Origin of the sequence: Candidatus Pelagibacter sp. HIMB1715 (assembly GCF_052047595.1) — a bacterium.
In the GTDB taxonomy this organism is placed as follows: Bacteria; Pseudomonadota; Alphaproteobacteria; order Pelagibacterales; family Pelagibacteraceae; genus Pelagibacter.
On record NZ_JBNAJY010000027.1, the window covers coordinates 1 to 21,994 of the forward strand.

Annotated in this window: 19 protein-coding genes, 2 tRNA genes, 1 other RNA gene and 1 pseudogene; 3 read left to right on the plus strand and 20 right to left on the minus strand. The window is 26.5% G+C overall.

All coding sequences use genetic code 11. From position 1 onward, the window contains the following. The 16 genes from ACTTAY_RS06350 to ACTTAY_RS06425 form a co-directional block, all read right to left on the minus strand. A partial coding sequence (locus ACTTAY_RS06350; protein ID WP_440672788.1) for a cell division protein FtsQ/DivIB occupies positions 1-643 on the minus strand: 643 nt, incomplete at its 3' end. Continuing rightward, complete coding sequence (locus tag ACTTAY_RS06355) at positions 624-1,538, minus strand: D-alanine--D-alanine ligase (RefSeq protein ID WP_440672789.1); 915 nt, start codon at positions 1,536-1,538, stop codon at positions 624-626. The genes ACTTAY_RS06355 and ACTTAY_RS06350, both read right to left, overlap by 20 nt. A gap of 1 nt (position 1,539) precedes the next feature. Beyond that, positions 1,540-2,445 (minus strand): UDP-N-acetylmuramate dehydrogenase, encoded by a 906-nt coding sequence (gene murB / locus ACTTAY_RS06360; RefSeq protein WP_440672790.1) that lies wholly within the window; start codon positions 2,443-2,445, stop codon positions 1,540-1,542. After that, positions 2,442-3,839, minus strand: coding sequence for a UDP-N-acetylmuramate--L-alanine ligase (murC, locus tag ACTTAY_RS06365; protein ID WP_440672791.1), 1,398 nt, complete (start codon positions 3,837-3,839; stop codon positions 2,442-2,444). Before murC ends, murB begins: the two co-directional genes overlap by 4 nt. Then, the gene (locus ACTTAY_RS06370; protein ID WP_440672792.1) at positions 3,829-4,896 is read right to left on the minus strand and encodes a UDP-N-acetylglucosamine--N-acetylmuramyl-(pentapeptide) pyrophosphoryl-undecaprenol N-acetylglucosamine transferase; all 1,068 of its coding nucleotides are present in this window, start codon (positions 4,894-4,896) and stop codon (positions 3,829-3,831) included. Before ACTTAY_RS06370 ends, murC begins: the two co-directional genes overlap by 11 nt. A gap of 3 nt (positions 4,897-4,899) precedes the next feature. After that, the gene (locus tag ACTTAY_RS06375) at positions 4,900-6,018 is read right to left on the minus strand and encodes an FtsW/RodA/SpoVE family cell cycle protein (protein WP_440672793.1); all 1,119 of its coding nucleotides are present in this window, start codon (positions 6,016-6,018) and stop codon (positions 4,900-4,902) included. After that, positions 6,008-7,291 (minus strand): UDP-N-acetylmuramoyl-L-alanine--D-glutamate ligase, encoded by a 1,284-nt coding sequence (gene murD / locus ACTTAY_RS06380; protein ID WP_440672794.1) that lies wholly within the window; start codon positions 7,289-7,291, stop codon positions 6,008-6,010. Before murD ends, ACTTAY_RS06375 begins: the two co-directional genes overlap by 11 nt. Continuing rightward, positions 7,291-8,376 (minus strand): phospho-N-acetylmuramoyl-pentapeptide-transferase, encoded by a 1,086-nt coding sequence (mraY, locus tag ACTTAY_RS06385; protein ID WP_440672795.1) that lies wholly within the window; start codon positions 8,374-8,376, stop codon positions 7,291-7,293. The genes murD and mraY overlap by 1 nt, the downstream gene beginning before the upstream one ends. After that, positions 8,377-11,220: a UDP-N-acetylmuramoyl-L-alanyl-D-glutamate--2,6-diaminopimelate ligase gene (locus ACTTAY_RS06390; protein ID WP_440672796.1), complete on the minus strand. Its 2,844-nt coding sequence runs from the start codon at positions 11,218-11,220 to the stop codon at positions 8,377-8,379. 2 nt (positions 11,221-11,222) lie between these two features. After that, complete coding sequence (locus ACTTAY_RS06395; RefSeq protein ID WP_440672797.1) at positions 11,223-12,914, minus strand: peptidoglycan D,D-transpeptidase FtsI family protein; 1,692 nt, start codon at positions 12,912-12,914, stop codon at positions 11,223-11,225. Next, positions 12,911-13,219: a cell division protein FtsL gene (locus tag ACTTAY_RS06400; protein ID WP_440672798.1), complete on the minus strand. Its 309-nt coding sequence runs from the start codon at positions 13,217-13,219 to the stop codon at positions 12,911-12,913. Before ACTTAY_RS06400 ends, ACTTAY_RS06395 begins: the two co-directional genes overlap by 4 nt. Then, complete coding sequence (gene rsmH / locus ACTTAY_RS06405) at positions 13,216-14,226, minus strand: 16S rRNA (cytosine(1402)-N(4))-methyltransferase RsmH (RefSeq protein WP_440672799.1); 1,011 nt, start codon at positions 14,224-14,226, stop codon at positions 13,216-13,218. Before rsmH ends, ACTTAY_RS06400 begins: the two co-directional genes overlap by 4 nt. Before the next feature lie 18 nt (positions 14,227-14,244). Then, positions 14,245-15,720, minus strand: coding sequence for a cell division protein FtsZ (gene ftsZ, locus ACTTAY_RS06410; protein WP_440672800.1), 1,476 nt, complete (start codon positions 15,718-15,720; stop codon positions 14,245-14,247). Between the two features lies 1 nt (position 15,721). Beyond that, positions 15,722-16,189 (minus strand): division/cell wall cluster transcriptional repressor MraZ, encoded by a 468-nt coding sequence (gene mraZ / locus ACTTAY_RS06415; protein WP_440672801.1) that lies wholly within the window; start codon positions 16,187-16,189, stop codon positions 15,722-15,724. Positions 16,190-16,451: 262 nt separating this feature from the next. Beyond that, an RNA gene (gene rnpB / locus ACTTAY_RS06420) (RNase P RNA component class A) lies at positions 16,452-16,808 on the minus strand. Between the two features lie 41 nt (positions 16,809-16,849). Then, the gene (locus ACTTAY_RS06425) at positions 16,850-17,581 is read right to left on the minus strand and encodes an N-acetylmuramoyl-L-alanine amidase (RefSeq protein WP_440672802.1); all 732 of its coding nucleotides are present in this window, start codon (positions 17,579-17,581) and stop codon (positions 16,850-16,852) included. 101 nt (positions 17,582-17,682) lie between these two features. Here ACTTAY_RS06425 and ACTTAY_RS06430 point away from each other — a divergent pair, with 101 nt between their 5' ends. From ACTTAY_RS06430 to ACTTAY_RS06440, 3 genes are read left to right on the plus strand one after another with little or no spacing between them, the layout of a single operon-like run. Then, the gene (locus ACTTAY_RS06430) at positions 17,683-18,486 is read left to right on the plus strand and encodes an MlaA family lipoprotein (RefSeq protein ID WP_440672803.1); all 804 of its coding nucleotides are present in this window, start codon (positions 17,683-17,685) and stop codon (positions 18,484-18,486) included. A gap of 16 nt (positions 18,487-18,502) precedes the next feature. Further along, complete coding sequence (locus ACTTAY_RS06435) at positions 18,503-19,087, plus strand: MlaC/ttg2D family ABC transporter substrate-binding protein (RefSeq protein WP_440672804.1); 585 nt, start codon at positions 18,503-18,505, stop codon at positions 19,085-19,087. Between the two features lie 5 nt (positions 19,088-19,092). Further along, positions 19,093-19,563 carry a hypothetical protein gene (locus ACTTAY_RS06440; RefSeq protein WP_440672805.1) on the plus strand — a complete coding sequence of 157 codons (471 nt, stop codon included), beginning with the start codon at positions 19,093-19,095 and terminating at the stop codon, positions 19,561-19,563. A 3-nt stretch (positions 19,564-19,566) separates the two neighbouring features. On the opposite strand, the gene ACTTAY_RS06445 is transcribed toward ACTTAY_RS06440, so the two are convergent. The 4 genes and pseudogenes from ACTTAY_RS06445 to ACTTAY_RS06460 form a co-directional block, all read right to left on the minus strand. Beyond that, positions 19,567-19,643 (minus strand) — tRNA-Ile (locus ACTTAY_RS06445). Positions 19,644-19,701: 58 nt separating this feature from the next. Beyond that, positions 19,702-19,776, minus strand: a tRNA-Val gene (locus ACTTAY_RS06450). 3 nt (positions 19,777-19,779) lie between these two features. Continuing rightward, positions 19,780-21,603, minus strand: a complete 1,824-nt coding sequence (gene rpoD, locus ACTTAY_RS06455; RefSeq protein ID WP_440672806.1) for an RNA polymerase sigma factor RpoD — start codon at positions 21,601-21,603, stop codon at positions 19,780-19,782. A gap of 65 nt (positions 21,604-21,668) precedes the next feature. Further along, positions 21,669-21,994, minus strand: a pseudogene (locus ACTTAY_RS06460) (DNA primase); the annotation flags it as partial.

Sequence of the window (21,994 nt, forward strand, 5' to 3'; positions counted from 1 at the left end):
TTCTTGCATCAACAATTTTTTTATTTTTCAATTCAATATTTTTTAAAAAAAATAATATACTATCTAATTTTTCTTTCTCAATTTTATCAGGTAGTTTAATTAAAAAATTGTTTTTTAATTTTAAATCCCATCTATTTGATTTATAATAGTATAAAAATTCTATTTGCGAATACTCAATATTCGATTGGTCAATAATTTTTTTCATTTTTAAAATTTCGTTTATTTTGGGATTTCCAAATATATATGGTAGCTCAATGTCTGTATAATTATTATCAGTTAATTTACCATTATTTCCAACTAAGAAAAATTTTTCATTTTTTTTTATCCTTGCAATAAAATCTGTTTTCTTAATTTTAATATCAATAGAGTAAGGATATTTTTTTATAACTTCAAACTCCTCAACTAAAGAATTTATCTCAACTTTATTTTGAATTTGTTTTTTATTTATAAAAAAAATATTTTTCAAGTTTAAAGTATTTATATTGTTTAAAATTATATTTTGATCATTTTCCTTTAAACCAAAAATATTTATGTTTTTTACTTTTTCTAATTTTAAATTATTTATTGAATTATTGCTTACTGAACCTACTAAAATTAATAAAAAAAAGTAAATTAATATTTTTTTACTTTTTCTTTGTTGCATCTTTTAAAATCCATTCAATTAATTTCAAAAAACTGATTCCTTCATACGAAGCTATTTCAGGTACGAGAGATAATTTTGTCATACCTGGTTGTGTGTTAATCTCTAATAGATAAAATCTTCCCTTAAAATATTTAAAATCTGATCGTGTTACACCAGAACAACCAATAATTTTGTGTGCTTTAAACGCAATATTCAATATTTGATTTAATTTTTTATTTGGTAAATCAACAGGGATTATATGTTTAGTTTTTGCATTTGTGTTGTACTTTGCTTGATAATCATAGAAAGCTCTTTTAGGTTTTAATTCAATTGCTCCAAGTTTTTTATTACCCATAATTGCTACTTGAATTTCTCTTCCTCCAATAAATTCCTCAATCATAATTTTTTTGTAATCTTTTAATGATTTAACTTTTTGTGTCAGATTAGATTTGTTGCATATAAAAACATTAACACTTGAACCCTCATTTAAAGGTTTTATGACAACAGGAAATTTTAATTTTGACTGAATTTGTTTTATTAAGGTAGATGATTTATAACCATAATTATAAACAAAAAATTTTGGTGTATTAATTTTATTTTTTATAAATATTTTTTTTGAAATTTCTTTATCCATAGCTAAAGATGAAGCAATAACACCAGAATGGGTATATGGAATTTTAAATTTCTCTAAAATACTTTGGATATATCCATCCTCTCCAAATTGACCATGCAATGCATTAAAAATTATATCAGGTTTAAATTTTTTGATATTTAAAGACAAAGATCTATCTGGTTCAGAAATCTGAATTTTATAACCATTTTTTTTCAGCTCTTTGGCAACCTGTTTACCTGTATCAAGACTTATTAATCTCTCTTCTGATATTCCACCTGAAAGTATTAGTATTTTTTTTTTCAATTTATTCTAAAATTTTAATTTCAGTTTCTAACTTTACACCTGTTTTCTCAAAAACATTTTTTGACACATATTCAATCAAACTCTTCATATCTTTAAATTTAGCATTACCTTTATTTACAAAAAAATTACAGTGTTTTTCTGAAATATATGCATCACCAAAAGAAATATCTAATGGAACAGACTCTTTTATTAATTCCCAAACCTTTTTTTCAGATTGATCTAAAGGGTTTTTAAAAGTGCTTCCACTGGTTTTAATTCTTGTTGGTTGTGTTTTTTCTTTTTTTTCTTTTAAAAAATTCATTTCATTTTGGATTAATTCTTTTTCTTTCTTAAACCCTTTAAAGGAGGCACTTAAAAAAATAAGGTCATCAGATAAACCGCTATCTCTGTATTTAAAATTTATATCTTTTACAGGTATAGTTACTATCTGGCCAGATTTAGTAACTGCTTGAATCGAAATTAGAATATCTTTAAATTCTCTATTAAAACAACCAGCATTCATTTTAATTCCACCGCCAACTGTGCCTGGTATACAAGACAAAAATTCAAAACCACCTAAACTATTTTCTAATGCGAATTCTGATAATGCTTTGTCGCTAACAATACTTCCTGCAATAATTATATCATCTGACAGAACTGATAAATTATTAAAATTATTTGCAAGCTTGATTACTACACCGTCATATTTGTCGTCAGTTATTAATGTGTTGGATCCTCCACCTAAGACAAAGATATTCTCTTTATTTTCTATAATTTTTAAAAATTTGATTAAATCTTTTAAATTATCTGGTTTAAAATAAATTTTTGCTTTACCACCAATATTAAACCAATTTTTTTTTTTTAAATCACAGTCTAGCTTTAGGTTTTGACCAAACTCCTCTGACAGTTCTTTCATATTAGTTTTCATAATAAATATTTGGGTAATTCTCTCATCCAGCTTGAAATTGAACCAGCGCCCATACCAATGACAATTTTTTTTCCATAAATATTACTTTTTACATATTTTGCCAATTGCAGTTGATCCTCGATCATCAATAATTCAACCCTCGAATTTTTAATAATTTGTTTTGCAAAACTAAGATAACTAAATCCAAGTTTCATTTTTTCACCGGCATTATAAATTGGAAATAAAATTACTTTATCAGCATCTCTAAAAGCGTAACTAAACTCTTTTTTTAAATCTTTTACTCTTGATATTCTATGGGGTTGAAAAATACATATCTTCTCATAATCTTTATAAACTTTCATTACCCCATTAAGTACTTCTCTTATCTCAGTCGGATGATGTGCATAGTCATCAAAAAAATCAACATTATTAAAAGAAAAAATCTTATTAAATCTTCTTTGAACACCTTTGAAATTTTTAAGTCCTTTTTTTATATCAAATATTGATATTCCGACAGTCAACGATACTGCAAGAGCCGCAACTGCATTTTTAATATTATGATTTCCTAAAAGAGGAACTATTATATTTTTTAAGAAACGATTTTTTTTATTTGGTAATTTTATTAATAAATCAAATTTTGAAAATTCTTTATATTGATTTATATTTTTTATAGAAAAGTTTGATTTAGGATCTTCACCATATGTATAAAAATTTTTCTTTTTAATATTTTTAATTAAATTTTTATTATTCTTATCATCTAAACAGATAAATGATTTTCCAAAAGACGGAACCTTCTCAACAAAATCAATAAAATATTTATTTAATTTTTTCATCGAATTATAAAAATCCATGTGCTCTCTATCAATGTTAGTTATTATAGAGTAAGTTGGTGGAATAAATATAAAGCTACCATCAGACTCATCTGCCTCTAATATAGACCAATCACTTTTACCTAATTTTGCCGTATTATTAATTGAATTTATAACTCCTCCATTAATAATCGTAGGGTCTATTTTTGTATTTTGAAAAATTGATGCAATTAAAGAAGTAGTTGTTGTTTTGCCGTGAGATCCGACAACTACAATATTTTTAGAGAGAGACACAATGTTTGCTAGCATTTCGCCTCTTTTGTATATTGGTAGACCTTTTGATTTTGCTTCAATTAATTCTGGATTATTTTGTTTAATCGCTGATGAAACAACCAAAATTGTAGCCTTACTTATATTCTGTTTTTTATGTCCAATGTAAACTTTGATTTTTTCATTTCTAATCCTATTAATATTTTTATTATTTGAAATATCACTTCCTTGAACTTTAAAACCTTTTCTCTTCATTATCATTGAAAGACCACTCATCCCTATCCCACCTATACCAACAAAATGAATAACTTCTGATTTAGCTAATTCAATTTTCATTTAAAATTCCCAATAAATTTTGATTAACATTATTCCAAGTATTTTGATAATTTAATTTTTTTAGATTTTCTTTTTTTGTGACATAATCTTCGTCTTTCTTTAATATTTTTAACAATAATTCTTCAAATTTTTTTTTATCAAATTTTTTTTGATCAATTATCCAGCAACAATCTTTATCATAATAATATTTAGCATTTTCATATTGATGATTATCCTTAGAACCAGGAAGTGGTATGGCGATAAAAGGAACATTCATTAATGACATTTCAGCTAAGCTTGAAGCGCCCGACCTTGATATACATAAGTCAGACTGTTTCATAAGTTCATTTAAATTTTGATCAAAACTAAAAACATTGCTTTCTATGTTATTAATTTTATAAAAATTTTTTAAATAATTTATATTTTTTTCACTAGTTTGATGAATTACATTAATTAAGTAAGATTTTGATATACTCAAAATTGATTCATTAATAAGTGTATCAAAAATTTTAGCCCCTTGACTACCTCCAATAATCATAATGGTAAATAAATTTACATCTTTTTTATTTAAATTTGCTTCATAATATTTTTTTCTTATAAAAGGTTTTGAAATTTTTTTCTGATTTTCAAATTTTTTTGGATAATTTTTTAAGTTTATTGAATAACAAATTAATTTTTTAGAAAAATTTAAAAAAAATTTATTCGCTCTTCCTAAAACCATATTTGGTTCAATTAAAAAAATTTTAATATTTAGAATTTTTGATGCTAAACATAAAGGTAAAGACATGTACCCACCCGTTGAAATTAAATAAGAAATTTTTTCTTTTTTTAATATTTTTAGAGAATTACTTGTTAATATTAAGACTTTAAATAATGAAAAAGGAAAAAGTATTAAGTTATTAAACTTTGGTGTATCAATTAAAATAGATTTATAATCATTTTTTTCTAAATATTTTAATCCTCGAGAGTCTGTTGAGATTATTATGTCATATTTTTCTTTTAAATGGTCATGAATTGTAATTGCAGGAATTACATGTCCTCCAGAACCTCCAGTGGAAATTAATACTTTTTCTTTCACCTATTATATTTTTCTTTTTGTTAAGTTTAAAATCATACCTGTCAATATTGAGGTACTTACAATTGAAGAGCCACCATAACTCAAAAAAGGTAATGTCATTCCAGTTGTTGGAAATAATCTGATGTTAACTCCAATATGAATTGTGGCCTGCATAAGAATTAAACTTACTGACCCTATTAGAATAAGTTTATTTCGCTCCTCTGTTTCAAAACTTATTTTTTTAAAAACCATATAAATAAGGACTAAAAACAAAATTAAGATTAAAATTATGGCAATCACACCAAACTCTTCGGAAATTACTGAAATAATATAATCAGTATGCGCTTCTGGTACTCTATTTTTAAGTGTTCCTTCTCCTATCCCTTTTCCAAAAAAACCTCCACTTGTTATTGACTCTATTGCTTTATCTGATTGAAAATTATGAGTACCTGCTTCTTTATCAAAAAATGAAAAAATTCTAGCTTTAATATAATTAAATTTTGGTATGTAAATAATCATATAAGACAACAAAATTAATCCAATAGAAGAGATTGTGAGCAAAAAATATAAATTAATACCTGAGCAAAATATCAAAACAGCCCACGAAAAAACTACTAATAATGTTTGACCAATGTCTGGCTGAATTATCAGTAACAAAGAAACTAAAGTCATTAAAATTGTTGATGCTAAATATTTGAATAAAATATTGGTTTCATTTTTACATAAAATAATTGCAAGAATTACAATCAAGAAAGGTTTCATTATTTCTATGGGTTGAAATCTTGGTAAAAAAAATAAATCGATCCATCTCCTTGATCCCTTAACTTCTATGCCAATTATAGGTACCAAAAACAAAGAGAGTAATGAAATAAAAAAGAGAATTATTGAAATTTTATACAATTTATCTTGATTTAAAGATGAAAAAATAAAAATAAGAATTATTCCAATAATTACATAAATTAAATGTTTAAAAAAAAAGAAATAATTGTTGGTATCTAATTTGTCTGAAGCTATGAGTGATGTTGATACTAAAGAGAAAAAAAGTCCAATAGTGAATAGAATGCTAACTAAAAATAATAAAGGTTTGTCAATATTTTTCCACCACTGGTAATAAAATTTATAAATTATGCTATTACTTTGCATATACTAATTTTTTTACTATTTTATTGAAGTAATTGCCTCTATCTTCAAAATTTTTAAAACTATCAAATGATGCTCCAGCAGGACTAAAAAAAATTATATTTTTTTTAATTTCTTGATCTTTTATCTCTAAGAAAATTGCGCGTAGAGTTTCATTTAAAGTTTTATATTTTTTAACCTTTAATTTATCTTTCAAAACTTTATGAAACTTATTTCGATATGAACCAAAAATATACGCTTTGATATTTTTACATTTTATTTTAGATAATTTGAACTTATCGTTTTTTTTTGGTATTCCTCCCAAAATCCAATAAACATCATTCAAATTATTTAATATATTTTCTGAGGAAGCAAAGCTTGTTGATTTGGAGTCATTTATTATTGTTAAATTTTTTTTATCAAAAATAATTTGTTGTCTATAATTAAGACCTTTAAAATTATTAATTGTTTGGATTAATCTTTTCTTAGAAAGTTTCAACTTACGTGCAATTTCAAAAATAAATGAGAGGTTTTCTCTATTACCGTCGGAAGCAAAGTATTTATTGCTAATCTTATCAATTATGTTTTTTAAATTTGAGATATCAACTTTATAAATTTTTGACTTAAATTTTTTTTTTTTAATTTTTTTTGAAATTAATGAATCATTTTTTTTAACATACGCGAAATTTCCCTTAACTTGAGACTCGATTAATTTAAATTTTGCATTAACGTAATTTTTTAGGTTCTTATGTCTTTCAATGTGATCTGCTGAAATATTTAAAATTAAGCTATATTTTGATCTAAAAATCTTTGAATAATCTAGCTGATACGACGAGGCTTCAATCACAAAAATCGTTTTTTTTGTTATTTTTTTCTCTGCAAGTGCTGGATTTCCTATGTTCCCAATCAATCGAGCATCTTTTTTTTGATCAACCAAAGCATCATGTAGTATTTTTGCTGTGGTTGATTTTCCGTTAGTACCTGTGATTGTTATGCTCAAATTATCATAAAAAGAGTACAAAACATCAAGATCTGTATAAATTTTTTGTAAATTTTTTTTCAAGAACGTAGATAATTTACATTTTGAGATATCTATTCCTGGACTAATAATAATTACATCAAAACTTATTTCTGAAATTTTACTTAAACTAACTAATTTTTTATTTATGTTTGAATTGTCATCGAAAAGATAAACATCTGCTTTTTTTTTTAAAAATTTATATGAAGATATTCCACTTTTGCCTAATCCATATATTAATATTTTTTTTTTAAAAAAAATATTTTTTTTATTTTTCATTATCTTAATTTCAACGTAGCAAGTCCTATCATTGCTAAAATTATTGAGATAATCCAAAATCTAATAACTACAGTAGACTCGGGCCAACCTTTTTTCTCAAAATGATGATGTATAGGTGCCATTCTGAAAATTCTTTTTCCTGTAAGTTTAAATGAAATTACCTGAACCATTACAGAGACTGCTTCTAAAACGAAAAGACCTCCTGTTATCGCTAAAACAATCTCATGTTTTGTTATAATACCTACTGCTCCTAAAGAACCACCTAAAGATAAAGAGCCTGTGTCTCCCATAAAAATTTTAGCCGGAGGAGCATTAAACCATAAAAATCCTAAGCAAGCTCCAATAATCGCACCACAAAAAATTGCAACTTCACCTGTTCCTTCAATATAAGGAATTTGTAAATAATTTGAAAAAACAATATTTCCAGTTACATAGCTAATAAATGCAAAACAAGCTGCTACCAATATTACTGGTACTGTTGCTAAACCATCTAGACCATCTGTAAGATTTACAGCATTAGAGGAACCTATTATTACAAATACAGCAAAAGGAATAAAAAACCATCCAAGATTAATTATTAAATTTTTAAAAAAAGGAAAATATAAATTATTTAAATCTTGATAATCATTCAAATAAACAAATAGACCTACCCCTAGTAATGCTAAAATAATTTGTACAGTTATTTTAAACTTTGATGAAATTCCAGAGGAATTACTTTGCTTAATTTTTTTATAATCATCAAATGCACCCAGTAATCCAAATGAAAGAGCAATGTATAAACAAAATAAAATATTATTATTTGATAAATCTGCCCATAAAATAACTGAAATTATTAGACCAAGTAAAATAATAATTCCACCCATTGTTGGAGTTCCAATTTTTTTAACTATGTGATCTTCAGGTCCATCATCTCTAATTGGATTAAATATTTTTTGAGTTGAAAAAAATTTTATAAAAGGACCACCAATAAACAAAACTATAAGTAATGACGTAAAAAAGGATAATCCAGTCCTGAAAGTTAAATATTTGAAAACGTTTAAAAAGCCAAAATTATCAACAAAATTTAATAGAAACTGGTATAGCATTTAATTTAAACCTTTTATTTCATTAACTATCTTATTGAATCCTGTCGCAAGTGAGGCTTTAATCATTAAATAATCATTGTTTTTAATATCATTTCTAATCAAATCATCGATCTCAGAATTGTTACTTAATATTTTGCCCTTTTTACTATTCAATATTTTTTTATATATCAAAGAAGCTAGTTTTCCTTTAACAAAAACTTTATCAATTTTAGTTTGATTTATTATTGGTGCAATAGACTCATGAAGTTTTTTAGAATAACTACCAAGCTCCAACATATCTCCAAGCAATAAATATTTTTTAGAATTATTTGACTTTATTTTATCAAAATTTTTAATAGCAGAACTTAATGATAGCGGATTTGAGTTATAACTTTGATCAATTAAATTTATTTTTTTATTATTTATTTTTATTGTTGAATGGTCCCCTCTTCCATCAGGAATTTTAAAATTTAAAAAAATATTTTTATTTAAATTAAATATATTTGAATTCACACTAATAACAGCTAGTGCAGATAGAATGTTATAAATATTGTTTTGATAGTCATCAGCGATTATAAAATGTTTAATTTTATTCATAAATCTAATTTTAATTTTAAAATTTTTTCCAAAAGATTTAATATCCATTAACTTAATATCTGCTCTATTACTTTTAATGCCAAATGAAATTAATTTTAGATTTCTCTTTTGAGAAATTTTTTTATGAAGTTTAAAAAATTTATCATCTGCATTTAAGATGATAGAACCATATGATTTGATATTATTTATAATCTCTGATTTTGCTAATGCAATCTGTTTTATATTTTTAAAATTTTTTGCATGGGCATAATTTATATTTGTAATAACTCCAACATTTGGCTCAATTATTTTTGTAAGATAATCAATCTCACCCTTTTTATCCATTCCTACTTCTAAAACTCCATATTGATCATTTTCTTTAATATTAAGAAGACTTAAAGGAACTCCATATTTATTGTTATAAGACTTTGGTGATATACTTGTATTTGAAATTTTTCCCAACACACTTCCCAATAATTCTTTTAATGTAGTCTTCCCACAACTGCCTGTGATACCTATAATGTTAGTGCTTATATTTTTTCTGTATACTTTTGAAACATTTGTTAAAAATTTTAAGGTATTTTTGACTTTAATCTGCAGTTTAATATCAAGATTATTTTGAATTTTGTTTACAATTGCGAATGATGCTTTTTTCTTAAATGATTGTGAAACAAATTGATTTCCATCATTTACTTTTCCTTTAATAGCAAAAAAAACATCATTTTTTCGTACTTCATTAGAATTAATACTCACATTATTTATAGAAATAGACTTTGGTAATTTTTGAGTGTTAGAAAGTTCTTTAATTATATTTATTTTTAATTGATTGGATAAATTTTTGTTTTTTTTATTAATTTCTTTTAGAATTTTTATTCTATCGGAAAATTTGATTTTCTTTTTACCAATTTCCTGTGTGTTTTCGTGCCCTTTTCCTGCAACTAATAAGATGTCTCCACTTTTTAAATTTTTAATAGCCTTAGATATTGCTATTGCTCTATTAGAAATTTCTATAATTTTCTTAGCATTGATGCCCTTTTTAATATCTTTTCTTATATTTGCTGGATTTTCGGAGCGAGGGTTATCATCAGTTAGGTAGATATTATCTGCATAAATACTTGCTATTTTACCCATTTTCATTCTTTTGTTTTGGTCTCTATTCCCCCCACATCCAAATAAAAGGTTTAACTTTTTATCAGGAAATTGCTCCTTAATATTTAAAAGACAAACTTTTAAAGCATCAGGCGTATGTGCATAATCAAGAATAACAATTGAATTATTTTTAATTTTTCCAATTTTTTCCAATCTACCTTCAACTGGTTTTAATTTTGGTAAGACTTTTAAAATATTTTCAAAATTTAAATTACTTTTTTGCGCTGCCATTGCAGCCATCAAAATATTATTTATTTGAATTTTACCTATTAAATTTAAATTAATTTCCTTAATTAAATTTTTATGCTTAAATTTGATTAGTTGATTTTCATTATCATATCTATGAGATAATATTTCAAAATTACTTTTCTTTCCATTTATTGCTGATAATTTTAATTTTTTCTTTAAAGAGATTTTCTTGATTGTTTTATATTGAGGTATATTTTTATCTGTAATTATATTTCCTCCTTTTTTAATTAAATTCTCAAATAAATAAAGTTTTGCTTTTAAATAATTTTTTAAATTTTTGTGATAATCAAGATGATCTTGTGATAAATTTGTAAAAATTCCAGATTTAAAATTTAATCCATTTAATCTATTTTGTTTTAGTCCATGGCTGGAAGCTTCCATGATAACGTTTTCAACTTTTTCTTTTTTTAATTTTTGTAAGATCTGGCCTAATCTAATAGGATCAATTGTTGTATTAAATAAATTTAAATTAATATTTTTTGATTTAACTCCTAATGTTCCAATTGAAGCTACTTTTTTTTTATTTAATTGCATTATTTGAAGATAAAATTCAGCAACTGAAGATTTTCCATTAGTTCCCGTAACAGCTACTAAATTTTTTGGTATTTTGTTGTAAATTTTAAATGAGACTTCTGCTAATAATTTTCTTATATTTTTTGTTCTTATAAACAAAATTCCATTACGAAAATTATTAATTTTTTGTTCTGTAACAATTATTTTAGAACCTTTTTTTATAGCTTTAGAAATGAATTTATTTCCATCTATACTATTTCCCTTGATTGCAAAGAAAATATTATTTTTTTTTAGCGATCTAGTATTAAAAGATATGCCTGAAAAAAATAATTTTTTATAATTTTTGTGGATACCATCAAAATAATTTCCAAGTAACATCACTATTTAACCTGTATATATTTTGTGGCTAAAATAGGCCCAATTTTATCAATTACTTTTCCTGCTACCTCTACTGATGTCCACCCAGCTGTATTATAAAGTGTTCCCTTCCATCCACCTTTTCTATGCCTATACTTATAATAATAATCTTTTGATTTTTTAGGTGTATCTAACATCACAACAAATACAAATTGAGGATTTGATGTTGGAAATACGGAACTAAAAGTATTTATTTTTGCCTCTGAATATTTTCCTCCTTCTGGTTGGTCAGCTGTGCCTGTTTTGCCTCCAATTTCGTAATTTTGAACATCTGCAAATCTAGCAGTACCCTCCTCTGTATTAACAATTTTTCTTAAAGCATTAACAACTTGTTCTGAAATTCCTTTATTAATTATTCTTTTGTTATTATTTTTTTTGTTATCTTCCTTAAAAACCAATGTTGGTTTTACATCATAGCCACCATTGGCTAAAATAGCATATCCTTTTGCTAGTTGAAGAATGGTTGTTGCTACTCCATGACCAAAAGAAGCAGTTGCTAATCTACATTTTCCAAAATCATAATCAATTTGAGGTGCCACCTCTTCAATGTCAAAATCAATTTGTCTCAATACTCCAATATCCTCTAAAAAAGATTTAAATTTTTCTGGACCAACTTTTTGAGCAATTCTTACTGAGCCTATGTTTCCAGATCTAACTAAAATTTGCTCAGCAGTTAAATCTGAAGGTATTTCATTATCATATTCTCCAATTCTGTATCGGTCACACTTAATTGATTTTGGTAAATCTAAAAATTCAGTATCTGGTTCAATTAATTTTTCATTTAAAGCGCTTGCAAAAGTAAAAACTTTAAAAACTGAACCAAGTTCATATGTTCCTTTTGTTACTCTATTAATATAATTGACATCTGATATATTTTTTCTCTCATTTGGATTAAAATCAGGTAACGAGACCAAAGAGAGTATATTGCCATTATTAACATCCATTAAAATTGCTGCACTTCCTTTGCTTTTAAAAATTTCCTGATATTTCAATAATTCTTTTCTAATTAAAAATTGAATGTCTTTATCAACAGTTAATTTAATTGAGTCTCTAGATGATCTAAGATTTTCATTTAACGATTTTTCCAAACCTGAAATACCATTATTGTCATTATCTATTTGTCCTAAAATATGACTAAAAAGATTTTTCTGTGGATACATTCTAAGCACTTTTTCTTCAGGGATAAGAGATTTATCTCCTAACTTCATAAGTTGTTCATATTTTTCCTCTGAAATTTTTTTTTCTAGATAAAAAAACTTTTTGTTTTCTATTTTTTTTTCAATTTCATTAAAATCTTTATCTGGGAAAATAATTTTTAGACTTAACAGTAATTTTTCTTTACTAATTATGTCTAAAGTTTTAAGACCAACATCAATAGATTTGACTGTTTTTGCTAAATAATTTCCATTAACATCTAAAATATCTGCTCTATAAAGATCACTACCAAAAGGAGGTGTGTTGCTTGTTTTTTCAATTTTTGCCTCTCGAGACCCTAAATGAATTAAATGTATTGTGTATATTGAGTAAATAACAAAAAAGACAAAAAAAATAAAAGCAACTCGATTAAATTGAATATTTAATCCAGTATTGCTTTTTTTATAATCAAAATCATTTTTGTGATCCTCAATTGTTAATCTTTCATTAAAATTACTCATTTTTCCTTAGTTATTTTATAATCCTCTAATTTATCTACATTTTCTGAAATATTATAAATTTTAATATCTTCTATTTTTTTTTGAACTAATTGATCTTCAAAATATAAAGATTGATATTCTAATAATTTTTCAGCAGAACTTAGATAATCATATTCCAACTGAATATTTTCTAAATCTGATTTTAAAAGTCTTACACTTTCTTTATAAGCAAATATTTTATCTTCAATTTTTTTTGTAGTATTTTTGATAATTGCTGTAGCTAAAACTAAAATTATAATTGTTAATACTAGTGATAATTTTTTCAAAGTTTATCTCCATACTTTTCGATTTCTAAAAAAATTTTAAATTTTTCCTCTATATCAGTATCAAAATTAAAGAAATCACTTTTCTTAATTGCATATCTTAGTTTTGCAGATCTCGAAGGAGGATTTTCTTTTATCTCAAGATCAGATGGAACAATTGGTTTTTTTTGACTTAAATTAAATAGGGTTTCTTTTTGTTCTGTTTGAGGTGTATATCTTGAAATACTTCTATTTTGAGAAAGACTTTTTAAAAAATATTTTACAATTTTATCTTCTAAAGAGTGAAACGTAACAACAGCTAAAACACCTCCCTTTTTTAGTACTTTTGTAGCATTTATCAGTCCATAAATTAATTCACTTATTTCTTTATTCACAAAAATTCTAAGAGCTTGAAAAACTTTAGTTGAATTATGAACTTTAAAATTTTTTCTTATTTTTGATTTATCAACAATTTTAATTAAATTCTGTGTATCAATTTTCTTATTTAATCTTTCTTTTACAATATTTTTAGAAATATACTTTGCATCTTTTTCATCTCCAAAGTACTTAAAAATTTTCTCTAACTCTTTTGCATCAAGTTTATTTATAGCATCAGCAGCTGAATAGTTATTTAAACCCAATTGCATATTTAAATCTGTCATTGAGTTGAAAGATAATCCTTTTTTTGGATCTTTCATTTGTGTTAATGAATATCCAAGATCAAAAATAACACCTTTGATATTTTCGTTTTTAATTTTTAAATTTGTTAATTGACTAAATTTTAAATTTTTGAAAATAAATCTATCTTCAAAATTTTCTAAAATAGAGTTTGCAACTTTTTGACTTTCAATATCCCTATCAAGTCCTATTACTTTTGTATTTTCAAACTCTAATATTTTTTTTGAATATCCACCTTGACCAAATGTACAGTCTATAAATGTGCCACCATGTTGAGGGGTGATAACGCTAATAATTTCTTCTAGCAGTACAGGATAATGTTTTTGCACATCCGGTACTATGGTGGCTTCCATTTATTTCTTTGAAGACCATTAATTTTTTTGTCTTCTTAGGAAAGCAGGAATTTCAAGATCGTCTTCATCTTCTTGATCCTCAGAATTTAACAAATCTGAAGGTGAAGAATTTTCACTTTCAGAGCTAAATAAATCTGGTGAGTCTGAATCTACACCAAATTCCTTAAGATCATTTGATGTTTCTTCTTTAATATTTTCATCATGATTTTTTTCTTCAAATGTTTCTACTGCTTCTTGAGTAAACGATTTTTCCATTTCATTTACAGTGCTATCTTCGACAATGTTTGTTGTTGTTACACTATTTTCTGTAGCAAAATTTTCATTCATCACGTTATTTTCAACACTTACTTGCTCATGTTCTTGAACCATTTCATTCTCAACCTTAAGAGCGTTAGCACCATGAGTAATTGGGCTTGATGTGTTTGAAAAATTAAATGCTGGTGAGCCCATATTTGAAAAATCAGAGTAACCTGGATTACGATTTTGTATTCTATGCACCATATTTACCACTGATTTAGATTCGGGTTGTTGTCCATCTAATGAAGTTGCAACAATTGAAACTCTCATTTTTCCGTCTAAGTCAGCATCAGTTATTGCTCCTATAATTAACTCTGCTTCTGGATCAACCTCTGCTCTCACTTTGTTAACTGCTTCGTCAACTTCAAAAAGTTTTAAGTCTTTACCGCCAGTAATATTTACTAGTAACCCTTTAGCACCCTTCAAAGTGTAATCGTCAATTAATGGATTACTAATCGCCATCTCTGCAGCTTTAAGTGCTCTACCTTCACCTTCAGCTTCTCCAGTTCCCATCATTGCTTTGCCCATTGAAGCCATTACAGTTTCAACATCTGCAAAATCTAAATTAATTAATCCAGGTCTTACCATTAAATCTGTAATACTCTGAACTCCATGCATTAAAACATTATTTGAAAGATTAAAAGACTCTTCAAAAGTTGTTTGTTCATTTGCAATTTTAAATAGGTTTTGGTTTGGAATTACTATAATAGTATCCACATGTTTTCTTAATTCTTCCAATCCTTGTTGTGCTCTTCGCATTCTAGAGGGGCCTTCATATAAAAATGGAAGAGTCACAACACCTACAGTTAATATATTTAATTCTTTAGCAGCTCTAGCGATGACATGAGCAGCACCAGTGCCTGTTCCACCACCCATACCAGCTGCAATAAAAACCATATTTGCACCTTGAAGTGTATTTACAATTTCATTTAACGATTCATCAGCAGCCGCTTGTCCTATATCTAATTTTGCACCTGCACCTAAACCCTTAGTTAAATTTAAACCAATTTGAATTCTAGTTTTTGCTTTGCTTAACTTTAAATCTTGAGCATCTGTATTTACAGCAATAAACTCTACTCCCTGAAGTTTATTATCAATCATTTCATTTATTGCGTTTCCTCCAGCTCCACCTACTCCTAAAACTAAAAGTCGTGGCTGAAGTTCTTTTATCTCTGGTGCTTTAAAGTTAATTGTCATCTTATTTCCCCTCGTTGTTGTTTAAATGTTTTTCCCATTTAAGACTTGCTCGATTTAAATTTGCTTTTTTTCTTGCTGATGTCTTAAATTTTTCAAATGCCGTTGGTTCCCAAATTTGAAAAGTTTGACCTTGACCAACAAACAACATGCTATTTTTAATATTTGCATGTTTTAATAATTTTAATGAAAGAGAAATTCTACCCTCACTATCAAACTGTAAATTAGTACTTTCTGATAATATTGATGTTGCAAAATAATCTCTTTTTTCCTCAAATGGATTTAAAGAGTCTATCGCAGAGGAAATTTTTTCAATTCTGTCTTGAGAGCATGCTTCTATCGAAGAATTATTAAAAGATGGATAACAAATTACACCATTGTAGCCTAAATTGGATAAATGAGATCTGAAACTAGCAGGCACAGATACTCTTCCTTTTTTGTCCAATCTGTTCTCGTAAGTAGATAAAAACATTTTTTTTTAATTTTATAAATTCCATAAATGGGAATATATGGGAATATATGGGTATTTAAAAAGATAGTCAAATGTTGATTATTTGCTTAATTAAAGTCATTTTAGTAGGAAAATTCAAAGTAATGGTTTGAAATTGATTAGTTCTTTCATTTATTTAGTTGCTGAAATAATGAGGATACTTATTCAAGCTGCATTTAAATTTATGCTTCTAGCTTCAAAGATGATTCTTTAATATTTTATTTTTTAGTTTTTTAAACTGTGAAGTGCCAGATAAACTATAAGCCGGGTTCTGTCATTTAAACCTATCATTTGTCTAGGCTTAAGATCACTCTTAAGCTCAAGCAACTAACCCTGATGACTAGCCAAGGACGGCTTTTAGTTTTGCAACAATGTCATCTCTACTTAGTTTTGCTCCCAGTGGGGTTTTCCAGCGTTCATTGTTACCAATAGAACCGGTGTGCTCTTACCACACCTTTTCACCCTTGCCATGTTATGGCGGTTTATTTTCTGTGGCACTGTCCCTAGGGTTTCCCCCGCCAGGGATTACCTGGCACTGTGTCCTTGTAGAGCCCGGACTTTCCTCTTTTAAATAATTAAAAGCGATAAGTCATTCATCTGGCGAGACGAACTTATTATTAATCTTAAAAATTACAAGATAAATTAATTTAGCTTTTTTATTAGATTTTCGCTAATTAATAAACATTCTTTATCAATTTTACCATTTACTAATTCTTGTCTAAATCTCCTCTGAAATGCAAATGTGATAATTTTGTTATATTTAGTTTTGTTTATTTTTGAGCTTCTTGCATAACCAATTTTAAAAAGATTTTTTATAAATTTTAATTTCAATGAATTTGAAATTTTCAATCCTCTTTCTTTTTTTATCTTGTTTTCACTCAAATCATGCCAAATTCCAATTTTATTTTTAGATAAAAATGCCCATGGAAATTTCTCACCAGGGTCAAGCTTTCTATCTGGTGCTATGTCTGAATGACCTAATATTGATTTTGAATTAATTTTAAATTTTTTAACTAAATACTTTGTTAATTTTATCAACGAATAAATTTGTTTTTCTGAAAATTTTTTATATTTAAATTCATGACCAGGATTAGTTATTTCAATACCAATAGAATTTTTATTTAAAGATTTAAATTTTTTCCAACTAGAAATTCCTGCATGCCAAGCTTGATAAGTTTCTGGAACCATTTTTATAATATCACCATTATTTTTAATTAAATAATGACAGCTAACTTTAGAGTTGTGATTTAATAATTTATCTATTGCTTTTTTTTCAGATCTCATTCCTGTATAGTGAATAATTATAAATTTTATTTCATTATTATGCCTTTTTTTAAGATCAAAGTTTGGGGAAAAATTTAGTGTTATTTTCATGCTCAATTTGGGTACTAATTTAGGCAATTTATAAACAATTTATGGTCACTATTTAAATTTAATTCTACTTTATTATTAAATTTTATATAATATAAATTTGCATGTTTAAAAAACTGACTATTTTACTATTTTATTTATTCTTAATTACATTTAACGCTAATGCAGGATCAGATGGTGAATTAACTCTAAATCAAAATAACTCTGAAACGCAAAAAACGAGAGATTGTTTTGAAAAACTAAATAGAAAAACATTTGCTTTCAACCAAGGTCTTGATAAAGCATTAATTAAACCCATAGCAGAAGGTTATAGAAAACTACCTGAAGGTGTTCAAAAAGGAACCTCCAATGCTGTTAAAAATTTATCTACCTTGGTCACAATACCAAATAATGTATTACAAGGTGATGTAAAAACAGCTTTCATAAATACAGCTCGTCTTGCAGTTAATACAACCGTTGGACTATTAGGAACGATCGATGTTGCAAATAAAATGGGTTTTCCAAAATATGAAAAAGAAGATTACGGTCAAACTCTAGGTAAATGGGGTTTTGGACCAGGTTGCTACTTAGTGTTACCAGTATTAGGCCCATCTACCATTAGAGATACAACGGGTTCTTTTGCTAACGTAATGGGTGGAGATCCTTGGTATAATGCTTCAGTGCATGGAAACAATGAATTTCTTAGCGAAGGACTCTATTTAACGTCTAAAGCTATTAATGGCATTGAGTTTAGAGCTAATAATATTGAGTCACTAGAAAACCTTCAAGAAAACTCTATTGATTTTTATGCATCTATAAGAAGTTTATATTTACAAGATCGAGAAAATAAAATTAAAAATGTTCAAAGAGGAAACATAGAAGTTATCTATGAAGAAGATGATGGATGGGAAGAAATTGAAAACAAATAAATAACTAATCTAAAATATGAAAAAAATACTTATACTTTTACTGCTATTTAACTTTAACTTTACTAATTCGAATTCAATAGAAGCTGATGTATTTGTTCAGTCTACAGTTAATAGAGCTGCTGAAACTTTAGGAGGAGGATTAACAAAAGAAGAAAGAATGGATAAATTAAAAAAAATAGCCTTAGATACAGTGGATATAAGAGGTATAGGCTTTTATTCACTAGGGTCTCACAGAAAAAGTGCTTCAGAGGAACAAAAGGAAGAATATGAAAAAGCATTTGCAGAATATTTTCTTCAAAGTTTTTCTAGCAGATTGGCAGAGTATTCTAATCCAATAATTAACGTAGATTCAAAGAAAAAAATAAATGAAAATTACACAATAGTTTCAAGTACTTTAGCAGCTACAGACAAAAGGCCAGCTGTTAAAATAGATTGGAGAGTATATACAAAAAACAAAAATCAACCTCTAATTCGAGATCTTATTATTGAAGGTTTAAGTTTAGCAAGAACTCAGAAAGAAGAATTTAATTCAATTATTCTTAGTGCAGATGGTGACATTAATGCATTAATCTCAAAACTAAAAGAGTTCTCTAATAATTAATAACTTTGAAAATTAAAACAAAATCAATACTTTTAATTTCAGCTTTAACTTCATCAGTTTTTTTAGTTTATACGTTATACAAAGGTATAATTTTGTACTTTGTTAATGAGGCATTAGAAGATACTTTTGTTGGTGGCAGTACGTCTGATATTTCAATTGTATTATGGTTTATACTTTCAGGAATTTTAATGCTTATAACATTAATGTTTCTCTTTTTTATAAAAATAAAAGATTTAAAAAGTCAAAAAATCATTGTTATAGGATTAACATTTTTTTGGATATCAATCTCTTTTCTTTCAATATTTGTAAGTTTTTCAAATTTATGGATAACTTTAATTACGTTAATAATTGGTTTTATTTCATTATTGGCAATCAGAAATCTTAAAAAAGAAATAATCACTGAGTTAAACAAAAAAGGCTTAACTGATAAAGAAATATATCTTTTGCAAAAACTTGCTGGAATATCAAAAAAATAAATTTGGTGGGCCCGCCAGGACTCGAACCTGGGACCAATACATTATGAGTGTACTGCTCTAACCAACTGAGCTACAGGCCCTAAACAAAATTTAGTTATATCATTTTTATCAAGTTATCAATTAAAGACAAATCAATAATGGTGGGCCGTGTTGGTTACGCTCCAACTACCCCTGCAATGTCAATGCAGTACTCTACTATTGAGCTAACGGCCCAATCTAACTTTCTAAGAAACTTTTTAGTTGTTTAGATCGACTTGGGTGTTTTAATTTTCTAAGAGCTTTAGCCTCTATTTGTCTAATTCGTTCTCTAGTTACAGAAAATTGCAAACCTACTTCCTCTAAAGTGTGATCAGTATTCATTCCTACACCAAATCTCATTCTTAAAACTCTTTCCTCTCTTGGGGTTAAAGTAGATAAAATTTTTGTAGTTGCTTCTCCAAGGTTTGATTTAATGGCTTGTTCTAATGGTGCTAGAGCTTTGGTATCCTCGATAAAATCACCTAAACTGCTATCTTCTTCATCACCAACTGGTTTTTCTAATGAAACTGGTTCTTTAGATATTTTTAATACTTTTCTAACCTTATCTAAAGGCATTCTTAATTTTTGAGCTAATTCCTCAGGTGTGGCCTCTCTTCCAAACTCACTTAAAATTAATCTTTGAGTTCTGACAATTTTGTTAATAGTTTCAATCATATGAACAGGTATACGAATTGTTCTTGCTTGGTCTGCAATTGATCTAGTAATTGCTTGTCTAATCCACCATGTTGCATAAGTAGAAAATTTATATCCTCTTCTATACTCAAACTTGTCAACTGCTTTCATCAATCCAATATTACCTTCTTGAATCAAGTCTAAAAATTGCAATCCTCTATTTGTATATTTTTTAGCAATTGAAATTACCAATCTCAAATTGGCTTCAACCATTTCTTTTTTAGCTATTCTTGATTCTTTTTCACCTTTTTGAACTCTACTAACTAATTTTTTAAAATCAGTTACAGAAATTCCAAGTTTATGGCTTATTTCAATAAGTCTCTCTCTAATATTTTTAAATTCTTCTTTATTTTTTGAAAAAAATTGTTTCCAAACTAAATTTGTGTCTAAAAATTTTTTAAGGTTAGGATTAATTTCATTTCCAACATAAAACTTTATAAACTCATTTCTTGGTATTTTTTGATCCATTGCAAGTCTTAAAAGATTTCCTTCTAAAGAAATAATTTTTTTATTTTCAACATAATGTTTTTGAACAAGTTCTTCTAAAACAGATGGGGAAAGCTGAAGTGATTTAATATTTTTTAAAATATCATTTACAATTTTTTCATAACCTTTTTCCTTTGCAGTGGTAAAGTTTTGAGAATTTAAAACACAATCTAACTTTTCTTTCTGATAATTAATTAGTTTTGCATATTCTTTAGTTAATATGTTAACTGTTTTTAATACTTTGGGTTTAATTTCTGTCTCCATTGCAGCAAGAGTAGGGTTGAAATCATCATCTTCATCTGAAGAACCATCTTCTTTATCTGTATCACCAGCATTTTTTTGTTTAGCACTTGGTCCAGTTGATTCATCTTCCATATAGTTTGTATCGATATCTATAATTTCTCTAACTAAAATTTCATCTTTTTGAAGTTTTTCATTCCACTCAAAAAATTGTTGTGCTGTTATAGGACTTTGTGATAATGCAATTAACATTACATCCTTTCCAGCCTCTATTCTTTTTGCAATTGCAATTTCACCTTCTCTTGAAAGTAACTCAACACCTCCCATTTCACGTAAATACATTCTAATAGGATCATCACTTTTTTCGATTGTTTTACCTTCTTCTTTATTAGAATTTTCTTTTTTTCTAAGAACTTTAAAATCTGATTTTTTTTCAACTAATGAAATATTTTCATCTAAGATATGGATAAAAGCTTGAGCAAGATTTTCATCTGATAAATTTCTTTTACCTAAGGATTTGCTTAATTCTTCGTAAGTTATAAAGCCTCTATGGGTTCCTCGACCCATTAATCTAGCAAATGATTTTGTAATAATTCTTTCCACAGCGATAAAGTTGAAAGTCTTATATAATGTCAAATCTGTAAAAATCCATTACAAATTTGTCCAGATTAATTGAGATTCTGCTTTTTTTTGAGCTCTTTTAACTCATTAAATGTACTCTCACTCATATCGACCGAAAACTTCGATTCTAATTCTTGAATTCTAAACTCAAGATCATAATTCATCAAATCTCGTGAAATATCTTCAAGTAATTCAATGATTTTTTGCTCATCTTCAGAATTATTTTTTAAGATATATTTTATTGGTGCAAATTTATTTATTTTTTCGATTATCTGACTATCCAAATTCAAGTCCTGGATAGCTATTTGATTTTCAGATTTTAAAATTTCAATTATTTGATTAAAGATTTTTTTATTAACTTCAGTAAATAATT

Coding starts and splice junctions, on each gene's coding strand:
- ACTTAY_RS06390 (WP_440672796.1), bottom strand. CDS start 11,220: ATGTTACTTGGAAATTATTTTGATGGTATCCACAAAAATTATAAAAAA.
- mraZ (WP_440672801.1), bottom strand. CDS start 16,189: ATGTTTTTATCTACTTACGAGAACAGATTGGACAAAAAAGGAAGAGTA.
- ACTTAY_RS06435 (WP_440672804.1), top strand. CDS start 18,503: ATGAAAAAAATACTTATACTTTTACTGCTATTTAACTTTAACTTTACT.
- murC (WP_440672791.1), bottom strand. CDS start 3,839: ATGAAAATTGAATTAGCTAAATCAGAAGTTATTCATTTTGTTGGTATA.
- ACTTAY_RS06430 (WP_440672803.1), top strand. CDS start 17,683: ATGTTTAAAAAACTGACTATTTTACTATTTTATTTATTCTTAATTACA.
- ACTTAY_RS06425 (WP_440672802.1), bottom strand. CDS start 17,581: ATGAAAATAACACTAAATTTTTCCCCAAACTTTGATCTTAAAAAAAGG.
- ftsZ (WP_440672800.1), bottom strand. CDS start 15,720: ATGACAATTAACTTTAAAGCACCAGAGATAAAAGAACTTCAGCCACGA.
- mraY (WP_440672795.1), bottom strand. CDS start 8,376: ATGCTATACCAGTTTCTATTAAATTTTGTTGATAATTTTGGCTTTTTA.
- murD (WP_440672794.1), bottom strand. CDS start 7,291: ATGAAAAATAAAAAAAATATTTTTTTTAAAAAAAAAATATTAATATAT.
- ACTTAY_RS06395 (WP_440672797.1), bottom strand. CDS start 12,914: ATGAGTAATTTTAATGAAAGATTAACAATTGAGGATCACAAAAATGAT.
- murB (WP_440672790.1), bottom strand. CDS start 2,445: ATGAAAACTAATATGAAAGAACTGTCAGAGGAGTTTGGTCAAAACCTA.
- rsmH (WP_440672799.1), bottom strand. CDS start 14,226: ATGGAAGCCACCATAGTACCGGATGTGCAAAAACATTATCCTGTACTG.
- ACTTAY_RS06375 (WP_440672793.1), bottom strand. CDS start 6,018: ATGCAAAGTAATAGCATAATTTATAAATTTTATTACCAGTGGTGGAAA.